The following is a 12,898-nucleotide window of genomic DNA, read 5'->3' as shown; positions in this document are numbered from 1 at the left end:
TTTGTCGCGGCTCGTTGGGGGGGTCTTGGTGGGTTCCGGGGTGGGCGCTGGGGCCCCAGACGCGGGGGGGGGGGCCCGTTTGGCGGGCCCCCCCCGTCGCCGGGTCGCCGTGTGAGCTGGCCCAGGCGCGGAAACCCTTCCTGATGACCCAGGTCAGGCCCTGCGCTCCAGCAGGTCCTGGACCTTCGTGCGGATGTCGTCCGTGGCCAGCCCGCGGATCGTCAGCGTCGTACGCCGCCGCAGCACGTCGTCCGCGGTCTCGGCCCACTCGTGGTCGCGTGCGTAGACGACCTGGGCCCAGATCTCCGGGGCGTCGGGGTGGATCCGTTCCCCCAGCTCAGGGGACTGGTTCACCAGGCGCGCGATGTCGAACGACAGCGAACCGTAGTGCGTGGCCAGATGCCTGGCGGTGTCGGCGGCCATCCGGGGGCCCGGCGCGGGTCCGTCCACCAGCAGCCGGTGTGCCACCGCGCGCGGATTGGCTATGCCCGGCAGCGGGAGCTTCTTCGGCAGCTGCGAGATCGGCTCCATGTCGTCGGCCAGCGGCCGGCCAGGCAGCGCGGCCAGCTTGGCCATCACCGTGCGGCCGATGTGGCGGAACGTGGTCCACTTGCCGCCGGCCACCGACAGCATTCCGCCCCGGCCTTCGGTGACCACCGTCTCGCGCTTGGCCTGCGAAGTGTCTCCGGGGCCCCCCGGCAGCACCCGCAGACCGGCGAACGAATAGGTGATCAGGTCGCGGGACAGCTGCTGGTCGCGGATGGAGAAGGCGGCCTCGTCCAGGATCTGCGCGGTGTCCTTCTCGTTGACCGACACATCGGCCGGGTCGCCCTCGTACTCCTCGTCGGTGGTACCGAGCAGGAGCATGTCCTCCCAGGGAAGGGCGAAGGTGATGCGGTACTTGTCGATCGGGGTGGCCAGCGCGGCCTTCCACGGGGCGGTCCGCTTGAGCACCAGGTGGGCGCCCTTGGAAAGGCGGATGGAGGGCGCGGCCTTCGGGTCCTCCATCTTGCGCAGGTGGTCCACCCACGGTCCGGTGGCGTTGAGCACCAGCCGGGCGTCGACGCCGAAATCGGTGCCGTCGGTCCGGTCCCTGAGCTCGGCGCCGGTGACCCGGCCCTGGGTGAAGCGCAGACCGGTGACCTCGGCGTGGTTGAGCACGACCGCGCCGGACTGCACGGCCGCGCGGACCGTCATCAGCGCCATCCGCGAGTCGTTCATCTGGTCGTCGCCGTATACGGCCACGGCCTTCAGATTCTCCGTGCGCAGCTCGGGCACGTCGCGCTGCGCCTTCGCCGGGGTGATCACATGGCCCACGCCGTCGCCGAACGCGGAGAGCGCCGAGTAGGCGAAGACTCCCGCGCCCAGCTTCGCGGCGCCGTGCGGTCCGCCCTTGTAGACCGGCAGGTAGAAGGTCAGCGGGTTCGCCAGGTGAGGGGCCACCTGGCGGGAGACCGCACGGCGCTCGAAGTGGTTCTCCGCCACCAGCTTGACCGCGCCGGTCTGGAGGTAGCGCAGACCGCCGTGGAGCAGCTTGGAGGAGGCGGATGAGGTGGCGCCGGCGAAGTCGCCGGCGTCCACCAGGGCCACCCGCAGCCCGGCCTGCGCGGCGTGCCAGGCAGTGGAGATGCCCAGGATGCCGCCGCCGATCACCAGGAGGTCGTACGTCGCCTTGGCAAGCTGCTCCCGGGTCTCGGCGCGGCTCGGCAACGAACCGGAGGCCGGGTGCGTCCCCGGGGCGGGGACGCTCTGGAGGGTGGTCATCTTTCGGTGCTCCTCGTCAGCTCTCGTCGTGCTCGATCCAGCCCATGGTCCGCTGCACGGCCTTGAGCCAGTCCTTGTACTCCCTGTCACGCTTGGCAGGGTCCATGTGGGGGGTCCACTCGGCTGCCCGGCGCCAGTTGGCACGCAGGGCGTCGGTGTCGGGCCAGAATCCGACGGCCAGGCCGGCGGCGTAGGCCGCGCCGAGGCAGGTGGTCTCGGCGACCATCGGGCGCACCACAGGTGCGTCGAGGAAGTCGGCGAGTGTCTGCATCAGCAGGTTGTTGGAGGTCATTCCGCCGTCGACCTTGAGCGAGGTGAGTTCGACGCCGGAGTCCTTGGTCATGGCGTCGGTGATCTCGCGGGTCTGCCAGGCGGTGGCCTCGAGGACGGCGCGCGCGATGTGCGCCTTGGTGACATAGCGGGTCAGCCCGGCGATCACACCGCGGGCGTCGGAACGCCAGTACGGGGCGAAGAGGCCGGAGAAGGCGGGGACGAAGTAGGCGCCGCCGTTGTCCTCTACCGAGGACGCGAGGGTCTCGATCTCAGCCGCCGAGTTGATCAGGCCCATCTGGTCGCGCATCCACTGCACGAGGGAGCCGGTGACCGCGATGGAGCCCTCGAGCGAGTAGACCGGAGCCTGGTCGCCGATCTTGTAGCCGACAGTGGTGATCAGCCCCGAGTAGGAGTTGATGATCTTGCTGCCGGTGTTCATCAGCAGGAAGGTGCCGGTGCCGTAGGTGGACTTGGCGTCACCTTCGGAGAAGCAGGTCTGGCCGAACAGCGCCGCCTGCTGGTCGCCGAGCGCCGACGCGACCGGGACGCCGTCCAGGACACCGCCCTTGACGTGCCCGTACACCTCGGCGGACGAGCGGATCTCCGGCAGCACCGCCATGGGAACGTCCATGGACTGGGCGATCTTCTCGTCCCACTCCATGGTGTGGAGGTTCATCAGCATGGTGCGCGAGGCGTTGGTGACGTCGGTGACGTGGTGTCCGCCGTCGACGCCGCCGGTGAGGTTCCAGATGACCCAGGAGTCCATGGTGCCGAAGAGGATCTCGCCCCGCTCGGCGCGCTCGCGCAGGCCAGGGACGTTGTCCAGCAGCCAGCGGACCTTCGGGCCGGAGAAGTAGCTCGCCAGCGGAAGACCGGTCTCGCGGCGGAAACGATCCTGCCCGACGTTGCGGCCGAGCTCCTTGCAGAGCGCGTCGGTACGGGTGTCCTGCCAGACGAGGGCGTTGTGGACGGGCTCACCGGTGTTCTTGTCCCACAGCAGCGTGGTCTCACGCTGGTTGGTGATGCCGATGGCCTTGACGTCGGCGGCGGAGATGCCGCCCTTCTCGATCGCCCCGGCCACGACCTCTTTGACGTTGGTCCAGATCTCGGTCGCGTTGTGCTCGACCCAGCCCGGCTTCGGGAAGATCTGCTCGTGCTCCTTCTGGTCGACCGAGACGATCCGGCCGTCCTTGTCGAAGACGATGCAGCGGGAGGAGGTGGTGCCCTGATCGATGGCCGCGATGAAGGGGCCGGCGGTGTGTGCGTCGGTCACGGTGTACTCCTGGAAATCTGAGGAAAGGGCGTACGGCTCACTTCGTGAATGCGATGTCGTAGATACCCGCCGCGATGGCCGCACCGATCAGCGGACCGACGACGGGGATCCAGGCGTACCCCCAGTCGGAGCCACCCTTGTTCGGCAGCGGCAGCAGGGCGTGGACGATACGGGGACCGAGGTCACGCGCGGGGTTGATCGCGTAGCCGGTCGGTCCACCGAGGGACAGGCCGATGCCGACGACCACCAGGGCGACCATCAGTCCGCCGACCGGGCCGAGGCCCTTTCCGCTGTCGTTGAGACCCTGGGTGAGTACGGCGAGCACCAGCACGAACGTGCCGATGATCTCAGTGGCGAGGTTCTGCCAGACGACACGGATCTCCGGGCCGGTGGAGAAGATGCCGAGCACCGGACCGGCCTTCGGAGCGGCCTCCTCGGTGATCAGGCCCTCCTCGTGCGGTGGAGAGGAGATGATCTCCGGGTCCGTCAGATGGGCCTTGAACTGGCCGAAGTACGCGAGCCAGGCCAGGAAGGCGCCGAGCATGGCGCCGACGAGCTGACCGAGCCAGTAGAGCCAGACCTGGCTCCAGTCGCCGCTGGTGATGGCGATGCCCAGGGTGACCGCCGGATTGAGGTGGGCACCGGACATGGGGGCGGAGATGTAGACAGCGGTCAGGACGGCGAAGCCCCACCCGAAGGTGATGGCCAGCCAGCCGGCGTTCTGCGCCTTGGAGCGCTTGAGGACGATGGCGGCGACGACGCCGGCACCGAGCAGGATGAGTATGGCGGTCCCGATGACCTCGCCGATGAAGATGTCGGAGCTGGACACCCGCGACTCCTTAACTTGCGTCCAGGGCAAGACGAATCCGCGGGTCCCTCCGCGGTCCGCGTCCCCAGGGTGGTGAGAGCGGTACCGGCCTTGGCGTTGCCACACTCTAGCGCGCAATACCGTTAGGTGTTCGACAATGCCGACCGATGAACGGCAGTTTTGCCCTGTGCTCAATGCCACGTCAAGGGTTGTGTGGCTGATAACCCGATCGTTATCGATGATGCGCCTGAACGATCAGAAGCGCCTGGTGTGGGGGGTTGCGGGTCCCGTTGCGGGGCTTGGGGAGAGCGAGCTCCCGCGGGCGGGCGGCCGGGCGCGGGACGGACCACCGGCGGTTCCGTGATTGTCGCTGACCGTGCCGATCGTCACACGGACAGCCGCATGCCGAGGGGTGTCTCCGGGCCGGGTCGAAGCCCTGCGGGATCGGGCCGGGGCCGGAGGCGCACGAGCGAGGCCTGGCCGGGGCCGAGGTCGGAGGCGGTCCGGGTCGGCCGAGGCCCGGATCGGAGCGGGAGTAGGGCCAGGGCCCGGGTCTGGGCCGCAGTGGAAGCCGGGCCGGATCGGGGTCGGAGCAGGTGCACCGCACCACCCAGGAGGCTGCCGGGCGCAGGGCATGGCGCTCCGGCGCCATGCCCTGTCAGAAGCGGCCGGCGCCCAGATCGCGGGAGACCGCGCGGGCGCAGTCCCTTACCGCCGCCACCAGCTCGGAGCGCAGCTCACCGCCGTTGCACACCCGCTCCACCGCGCCCGTGATGGCCACCGCGCCGACCGGCATCCGGCGCCGGTCGTGGATGGGCGCGGCCACCGCGGCGACACCCTCCCAGGTCTCTTCGACGTCGGCCGCCCAGCCGCGCGCCCGGGTCAGGTTCAGCAGTTCCTCGAACTCCGGGAGCTCCGTGACCGTGCGGGGCGTGAACGGTTTGCGATCGACCTCCAGCGCTTCGCTGTGCGCCACCGGGTCGTATGCGACCAGTACCTTCCCCAGTGCCGTGGAGTGCAGCGGCTGCATGGCGCCGACCTCGAGCACCTGGCGGCTGTCGTCCGGGCGGAACACATGGTGGACGATCAGCACGCCGTGCTGGTGCAGCACGCCCAGGTGGACGCTCTCCCCGCTGGAACGTGCCAGGTCATCCGTCCAGACCAGGGCTCTGGCCCGTAGTTCGTGCACGTCCAGATAGCTGTTGCCCAGCCGGAGCAGCTCGGCCCCCAGCTGATAGCGGCCCGACGCGTCGTCCTGCTCCACGAAACCCTCCGCCTGCAGGGTGCGCAGGATGCCGTGTGCCGTGCCCTTGGCCAGGCCGAGGGACGAAGCGATGTCGGACAGCCCCAGTCGGCGCTCGCCGCCCGCGAGCAGTCGCAGCATGGCCGCCGCTCGTTCAAGCGACTGGATGTTCTTCGCCAACGCCCGGCCCTTTCTCCCCGAGGTTCGACAATGCTGAACACTATCGGCCCATGCCGAATTCGTGTTACCCAGAGGACAGTGTGTCAAGACCGCGCGGTTTCGGACATCATCGGGTCATCACCCGATTGCCGGGGCGCACACGTCCACCGGCTGGGACGGCGCTCCACAGATCGGTACTCCCGGCTAGGCTGGCCGCGTGCGGCGCCCCCAGAGGTGCCGCAAAGCCGACAGCCGTCGCATCCCAGGGAGCAATCCATGGCCTCGTCGCCGACCTCGTCCGCCGACTCCGCAGCCTCTGCCGTCACCGCCGAGCACAGAGCGCGGGCCGACGCCCTGCGCGAAGCGCTCGCCACTCGCGTGGTGGTGGCGGACGGAGCGATGGGCACCATGCTCCAGGCGCAGGACCCCACGCTGGAGGACTTCCAGAACCTCGAGGGCTGCAACGAGATCCTGAACGTCACCCGCCCGGACATCGTCCGCTCGGTGCACGCGGCGTACTTCGACGCCGGAGTCGACTGCGTCGAGACCAACACCTTCGGCGCGAACCACGCCGCGCTGGGGGAGTACGACATCCCCGAGCGGGTGTACGAGCTGTCGCAGTCCGGTGCGCGGATCGCCCGTGAGGTCGCCGATGAATACACCGCCGCCACCGGACAGCAGCGCTGGGTGCTCGGTTCCATCGGCCCCGGCACCAAGCTGCCCACTCTCGGCCATGCCCCGTACACCGTCCTGCGCGACGCCTATCAGCGGAACGCCGAGGGGATGATGGCCGGCGGTGCCGACGCGCTGCTCGTGGAGACCACCCAGGACCTGCTCCAGACCAAGGCCGCGATCATCGGTGCCCGCCGCGCCATGGAATCCACCGGTCTCAGCCTGCCGCTGATCTGCTCGGTCACCGTCGAGACGACCGGCACGATGCTGCTGGGCTCGGAGATCGGCGCGGCGCTCACGGCGCTCGAACCCCTCGGCATCGACATGATCGGACTGAACTGCGCGACCGGCCCGGCCGAGATGAGCGAGCACCTGCGCTATCTCGCCCGGCATTCGCGAGTGCCTCTGGCCTGTATGCCGAACGCGGGCCTGCCCGTGCTGGGCAAGGACGGAGCGCACTACCCGCTGACCGCGTCCGAGCTCGCTGACGCCCAGGAGACCTTCGTCAGCGAATACGGACTGTCCCTGGTCGGCGGCTGCTGCGGTACCACTCCGGAGCATCTGCGCCAGGTCGTGGAGCGGGTCCGCGGCCTCGCCCCCGCGCAGCGCCGGCCGCGCCCGGAGCCCGGTGCCGCCTCGCTCTACCAGACCGTGCCGTTCCGCCAGGACACCTCATACCTCGCCATCGGCGAGCGGACGAACGCCAACGGGTCGAAGAAGTTCCGTGAGGCCATGCTGGACGGCCGCTGGGACGACTGTGTGGAGATGGCCCGCGACCAGATCCGCGAGGGCGCTCATATGCTCGACCTCTGCGTCGACTACGTGGGCCGTGACGGCGTCGCCGACATGGAGGAGCTGGCGGGGCGCTTCGCCACCGCGTCCACCCTGCCCATCGTGCTCGACTCCACCGAGGTCGAGGTCATCCGCGCCGGGCTGGAGAGGCTCGGCGGCCGGGCGGTGATCAACTCCGTCAACTACGAGGACGGCGACGGGCCGGAATCGCGCTTCGCCAAGGTCACCCGTCTCGCACAGGAGCATGGCGCCGCGCTGATCGCGTTGACGATCGACGAGGAGGGCCAGGCCCGAACCCCCGAGAAGAAGGTGGAGATCGCCGAGCGGCTCATCACGGATCTCACCGGCAACTGGGGGATCCACGAGTCGGACATCCTCATCGACACCCTGACCTTCACCATCTGCACCGGCCAGGAGGAGTCCCGTAAGGACGGCATCGCCACCATCGACGCCATCCGCGAGCTCAAGCGCCGCCACCCGGACGTCCAGACCACACTCGGCCTGTCCAACATCTCCTTCGGTCTCAACCCGGCCGCCCGTATCCTGCTGAACTCCGTCTTCCTCGACGAGTGTGTCAAGGCGGGCCTGGACTCGGCGATCGTGCACGCTTCCAAGATCCTGCCGATCGCGCGCTTCGACGAGGAGCAGGTCGGCACGGCCCTCGATCTGATCTACGACCGGCGTGCCGAGGGCTACGACCCGCTCCAGAAGCTGATGGCCTTGTTCGAGGGCGCCACCGCCAAGTCCCTCAAGGCGGGGAAGGCCGAGGAACTGGCGGCGCTCCCGCTGGAGGAGCGGCTCAAGCGGCGCATCATCGACGGCGAGCGCAACGGCCTGGAGGCCGACCTGGACGAGGCCCTTCAGGAGCGGCCCGCGCTCGACATCGTCAACGACACCCTGCTCGACGGTATGAAGGTGGTCGGCGAACTGTTCGGTTCCGGCCAGATGCAGCTGCCCTTCGTGCTCCAGTCCGCCGAGGTCATGAAGACCGCGGTGGCGTATCTGGAGCCGCACATGGAGAAGACCGACGACGGCGAAGGCGCGGGCAAGGGCACCATCGTGCTCGCCACCGTCCGCGGCGACGTCCACGACATCGGCAAGAACCTCGTGGACATCATTCTCTCCAACAACGGCTACAACGTCGTCAACCTGGGCATCAAGCAGCCCGTCTCCGCGATCCTGGAGGCGGCCGAGGAGCACAAGGCCGATGTCATCGGGATGTCCGGGCTCCTGGTGAAATCGACTGTGATCATGAAGGAGAACCTCGAGGAGCTCAACCAGCGCAAGCTTGCCGCGGACTACCCGGTGATCCTCGGCGGCGCCGCCCTCACCCGCGCCTACGTCGAGCAGGACCTCCACGAGATCTACGAGGGCGAGGTCCGCTACGCCCGCGACGCCTTTGAGGGGCTGCGGCTGATGGACGCCCTGATCGCGGTCAAGCGCGGCGTACCCGGAGCCGGTCTCCCCGAGCTCAGGCAGCGCCGGGTACGGGCCGGCGCGTCCGCCGTGGCCGAGGAGGCCCCGGAGGGCTCCGAAGGGGCCGTACGCTCCGATGTGGCCACCGACAACCGCGTCCCCCGGCCGCCGTTCTGGGGCACCCGGGTGGTCAAGGGCATCCAGCTCAAGGAGTACGCCTCCTGGCTCGACGAGGGCGCGCTGTTCAAGGGCCAGTGGGGCCTGAAGCAGGCCCGTACCGGCGACGGCCCCTCGTACGAGGAACTGGTGGAGACCGAAGGCCGCCCCCGGCTGCGCGGCTGGCTGGACCAGCTGCACACCCGGAACATGCTGGAGGCGGCCGTGGTCTACGGCTACTTCCCCTGCGTGTCCAAGGGGGATGACCTGATCATCCTGGGCGAGGACGGCTCCGAGCGCACCCGCTTCACCTTCCCGCGCCAGCGGCGCGGCCGGAGGCTGTGCCTGGCCGACTTCTTCCGCCCCGAGGAGTCCGGCGAGACCGATGTGGTCGGCCTCCAGGTCGTCACTGTGGGCTCCAGGATCGGCGAGGCGACAGCCGAGCTGTTCGCCTCCGACTCCTACCGCGACTACCTCGAACTGCACGGGCTGTCCGTCCAGCTGGCCGAAGCGCTCGCGGAGTACTGGCACGCCCGGGTCCGTGCCGAGCTGGGCTTCGGAGGCGAGGACCCTGCGGACATCGAGGACATGTTCGCGCTCAGGTACCGGGGAGCACGCTTCTCACTCGGCTACGGGGCGTGCCCCGACCTCGAGGACCGGGCGAAGATCGCCGACCTGCTTCAGCCCGAGCGGATCGGCGTACAGCTCTCCGAGGAGTTCCAGCTCCACCCCGAGCAGTCCACTGACGCCATCGTGATCCACCACCCCGAGGCGAAGTACTTCAACGCCCGCTGAGTCGCGTCCGACGAACACGCTCCGCACACCCCGGGAGTTTCACCGGCGCACTCCGGACACTCGCGACGTACACTGGTCGGTCCAGTGCAGGCCGGTCGCCCTCCCTCACCGGGAGGCGGCCGGCCTTCTCGTCCCTCTCGGAGGTGTGCCGATGACCAGTACGGTCCCCGCGTCCTCGACGCACACGCGTGCGGGCTCGGCCCTGCAAGCCGTCTTCCTGGACATGGACGGCACTCTGGTGGACACGGAGGGCTTCTGGTGGGACGCCGAGGTGGAGGTCTTCGCCGACCTCGGCCACGAGCTGGACGCGGCCTGGCGGGAAGTGGTGGTGGGCGGCCCGATGACCCGCAGCGCGGGTTATCTCATCGAGGCCACCGGCGCGGACATCACCCTCGCGGAACTCACCGTGCTGCTCAACGACCGCTTCGAGCAGCGCATCACCCGTGGAGTGCCGCTGATGCCGGGCGCCGAGCGGCTGCTCACCGAGCTCGCCGCGCACAACGTGCCCACGGCGCTGGTGTCCGCGTCGCACCGGCGCATCATCGACCGGGTGCTGGCCTCGCTGGGTCCCGACCGCTTCGCGCTCACCGTCGCGGGGGACGAGGTCGCACGTACCAAGCCGCACCCCGACCCGTACCTGTTCGCCGCCCGGGGCCTGGCGGCCGACCCCGTCCGGTGCGCCGTCATCGAGGACACCGCGACCGGCGTCGCGGCTGCCGAGGCCGCCGGCTGCCGTGTGGTCGCTGTCCCCTCCGTCGCGCCCATCGCCCCCGCCGCGGGTCGTGTGGTGGTGGGTTCGCTGGAGGAGGTCGACCTGCCCTTCCTGCGCACCCTGATCACCCGGATGAACTGACGCCTTCACCGAGTGTGGCCTGCGGATCGTCCGGCAACCGTGGGCATCCGGGCGGATGTTTTCCGTGATCGCGACAGAACGTGAGGTTCCTCACTCCACGTGACCTCGCCGGGGGCTGGTCATGCGGGCAGGCCGTGTTCCAAGCTCATTCACACGCACCTTTCTGTCCAGGTTCCCCACTTCACGTCCGGATTGCCCTCCTGCATGACTATCGATGCGCCGCCATGCCTGCTCACTCAGTGACGTCGGCTCAACTCGGGTTCGTTCGGGTGTTCGTGGCCAAGCCCACTAATCTCGACGCGAGCACTTCACCGCAAACCCCCCTGTGCCGCGGGCCTCACCCACAGCCCCGCATCGCAGGTCCGATCGCTCTGCGCCCGGCCTGATCGCCATGCCCCGGCGGGGGCCCGCGGCGAAGGATCCCGTACACCGCTGTATCCCAGTGTGGGATGAGGAAGAGAACGTCCAGGATGAACCGCAAGACACTGGTGCTGCCGGCCGTGGTGGGCCTGCTTGCCTCCGCGTTCGCCGCATGGCGAAGAACGGCCGGTGGAGTGGTCGGGGACGGCGCCGGTGTCGCGGGAACAGCCGGTCGGTTCGTCGCAGGCCGTGATGCCCCTGTGGCCTTCGGCCCCGCCCATTTCCACGACCCCGGTGCCTGGAACGTGTTCCGCGCCACCTTCCCGTACAAGCTCTCGAGGGCCATCACGGGAATCGTCAGCCGGGATGTCCACGGCGAGAAGCCCCGTGAGGGCTTCGCAGGCACCGGCTCGGGCCCGCGCACTCTCGCCACCGAGACCGTGGCCGTCCGGGGCGCAGAGCGGTCCGAGTCCCGCTCGGACACCGTGGCCGCCGAAATGCCCGTGCTTGCCCCGCGGCAGGGCAAGCAGTACGTCGCCGTGAGGCCGCAGGCCACCGGCGTCGAAGAGGCGCTGGTCTCCTCGTCCGACCTCAATCCGCGGGAGCTCGCGCGCGGCTCCGCCTGAACTTCAGCACAAGGCCGCGAACGTCGCGGCCGGCATTCGAGAGCAAGAGGCAAGGTTCTGTGAAGGCACGACTCATCAAAAGGACGGCTCCGCTCGCCGCGGGGCTCTCCCTTGTCCTGCTGGCCGGCTGCGGCGGCGAGCAGGGCGGCGGCGCGTCCGGCGGAAGCCGGGTGGTCGTCGGTATGTCCGACGAGGTCCTGGCGACCGACCCGGCCGACGGTTACGACCCCGGCTCGTGGCTGCTGTTCAACAACGTCTTCCAGTCCCTGCTGAGCTTCCCCAAGGGCGGCACCACCCCCGAGCCCGACGCGGCCGAGGAGTGCGGCTTCAAGGGCAGCGCCAGCACCGTCTACCGCTGCACCCTGCGCGAAGGCCTCAAGTTCAGCAACGGCAATTCGCTGACCTCCAAGGACGTCAAGTTCTCCTTCGAGCGGGCGATCGCGATAGCCAGTGACTCCGGCCCCGGACCGCTGCTGGCCACCATCGGCACCATCGAGACACCCGACGAGCGGACGGTCGTCTTTCGGCTCAAGAGCTCGGACGCCACCTTCCCCAGCAAGATCGCTTCCGGTGCGGGCTCCATCGTCGACCACCGCGAGTACGAATCAGGCGGGCTGCGCGAAGACGGCAAGGCGGTCGGTTCCGGCCCGTACAAGCTGGACTCCTTCACCAAGGACGAAGCGGTCTTCTCCGTCAACCCGGACTACAAGGGCAACGCGACCGTGCGCAACGGCGGTGTGACCCTCAAGCTCTTCCACGGCAACCAGGGCAAGCTCGCGTCCACGCTCAAGAAGGGCGAGGTCGATGTCGCTTACCGAGGCCTGAGCGCCAAGGATGTGGCCGGGCTCCAGGGCTCGGTGTCCGATGACGCCAAGGAGATCTCGGTCGTCGAAGGCGACAGCGCCGAGGTCCAGCACCTCGTCTTCAACGTGAAGCACCCGGTCGCGGGCAAGCTCGCGGTGCGCCGGGCATTCGCCTATCTGGTGGACCGGGACGAGCTCGTACGGGACACCTACGACGCCACGGCCGAGCCGCTGTACTCGATCATCCCGGCCGGTATCGCCGGACACAACACCGCGTTCTTCGAGCGCTACGGCGACCGCCCGCAGCCTGCCAAGGCGCGTGAGGCACTGCGGTCCGCCGGTATCACCGGAAAGGTGCAGCTCACTCTGTGGTCCACGTCGAGCCGCTTCGGCCCGGCCACCGACCAGGAGCTCGCTGTCATCGCCAAGCAGCTCAACGACAGCGGTCTGTTCAAGGCGGACGTCAAGTCCGTCGAGTACGACCAGTACCAGAAGGACATCGACGCCGGAAAGTACGGGGCGTACGTGCAGGGCTGGGTGCCGGACTACCCGGACCCCGACAACTTCACCCAGCCGTTCTTCGGCCCTGGCAACGTTCTCAACAACAACTACGAGAACAAGGAGATCTCCGGCAAGATCATCCCGGAGACCTCGGCCATGGCCGACCGTGTCGCGACCGAGAGCAAGTTCGCCGAGCTCCAGAACCTGGTCGCCGAGGACGTGCCGCTGCTGCCGCTGTGGCAGGGCAAGCAGTACGCCGTCGCGCACGGCAACATCACCGGACTCGAGTGGACGCTCGACGCCTCCACTGTCTTCCGTTTCTGGGAGATCCAGAAGGGCTGACGACGCGGCCGGCGTACGACTCACGAAGTACCAGGCAAGGGTCCTGGCCCGCGCGACCCGCG

Annotated in this window: 8 protein-coding genes; 4 read left to right on the top strand and 4 right to left on the bottom strand. The window is 69.0% G+C overall.

All coding sequences use genetic code 11. The features are described 5' to 3' along the window. Positions 1–153: 153 nt before the first annotated feature. From ACFWI9_RS28625 to ACFWI9_RS28610, 4 genes are all read right to left on the bottom strand, one after another. Positions 154–1,764: an FAD-dependent oxidoreductase gene (locus ACFWI9_RS28625; protein WP_387166387.1), complete on the bottom strand. Its 1,611-nt coding sequence runs from the start codon at positions 1,762–1,764 to the stop codon at positions 154–156. Between the two features lie 16 nt (positions 1,765–1,780). Next, complete coding sequence (glpK, locus tag ACFWI9_RS28620) at positions 1,781–3,310, bottom strand: glycerol kinase GlpK (RefSeq protein ID WP_387166385.1); 1,530 nt, start codon at positions 3,308–3,310, stop codon at positions 1,781–1,783. Positions 3,311–3,347: 37 nt separating this feature from the next. Then, positions 3,348–4,139 carry an MIP/aquaporin family protein gene (locus tag ACFWI9_RS28615; RefSeq protein ID WP_387166383.1) on the bottom strand — a complete coding sequence of 264 codons (792 nt, stop codon included), beginning with the start codon at positions 4,137–4,139 and terminating at the stop codon, positions 3,348–3,350. Positions 4,140–4,776: 637 nt separating this feature from the next. Next, positions 4,777–5,541 carry an IclR family transcriptional regulator gene (locus tag ACFWI9_RS28610; RefSeq protein WP_387166381.1) on the bottom strand — a complete coding sequence of 255 codons (765 nt, stop codon included), beginning with the start codon at positions 5,539–5,541 and terminating at the stop codon, positions 4,777–4,779. A gap of 255 nt (positions 5,542–5,796) precedes the next feature. Between ACFWI9_RS28610 and metH the strand changes: the two genes are divergently transcribed. The 4 genes from metH to ACFWI9_RS28590 all read left to right on the top strand — a co-directional run bounded on the left by metH (position 5,797) and on the right by ACFWI9_RS28590 (position 12,836). Beyond that, positions 5,797–9,351, top strand: a complete 3,555-nt coding sequence (gene metH, locus ACFWI9_RS28605) for a methionine synthase (RefSeq protein ID WP_387166379.1) — start codon at positions 5,797–5,799, stop codon at positions 9,349–9,351. A gap of 151 nt (positions 9,352–9,502) precedes the next feature. Continuing rightward, a complete protein-coding gene (locus ACFWI9_RS28600) occupies positions 9,503–10,204 on the top strand; it encodes an HAD family hydrolase (RefSeq protein ID WP_387166377.1) in 702 nt (233 codons plus the stop codon). 470 nt (positions 10,205–10,674) lie between these two features. Beyond that, positions 10,675–11,190: a hypothetical protein gene (locus ACFWI9_RS28595; RefSeq protein ID WP_387166375.1), complete on the top strand. Its 516-nt coding sequence runs from the start codon at positions 10,675–10,677 to the stop codon at positions 11,188–11,190. Between the two features lie 59 nt (positions 11,191–11,249). Continuing rightward, positions 11,250–12,836: an ABC transporter substrate-binding protein gene (locus tag ACFWI9_RS28590; RefSeq protein ID WP_387166373.1), complete on the top strand. Its 1,587-nt coding sequence runs from the start codon at positions 11,250–11,252 to the stop codon at positions 12,834–12,836. The last annotated feature ends 62 nt before the right edge of the window (positions 12,837–12,898 follow it).

It is taken from the genome of Streptomyces sp. NPDC127084 (assembly GCF_042724175.1).
Classification (GTDB): Bacteria; Actinomycetota; Actinomycetes; order Streptomycetales; family Streptomycetaceae; genus Streptomyces.
Note: the sequence above shows the minus strand (reverse complement) of the source record. Positions and strands in the feature narration are given on the sequence as shown.

What these genes read in the sequence shown, in the direction of transcription:
- ACFWI9_RS28625 (WP_387166387.1), bottom strand. Translation starts at nt 1,764, where the DNA reads ATGACCACCCTCCAGAGCGTCCCCGCCCCGGGGACGCACCCGGCCTCC.
- metH (WP_387166379.1), top strand. Translation starts at nt 5,797, where the DNA reads ATGGCCTCGTCGCCGACCTCGTCCGCCGACTCCGCAGCCTCTGCCGTC.
- ACFWI9_RS28600 (WP_387166377.1), top strand. Translation starts at nt 9,503, where the DNA reads ATGACCAGTACGGTCCCCGCGTCCTCGACGCACACGCGTGCGGGCTCG.
- ACFWI9_RS28595 (WP_387166375.1), top strand. Translation starts at nt 10,675, where the DNA reads ATGAACCGCAAGACACTGGTGCTGCCGGCCGTGGTGGGCCTGCTTGCC.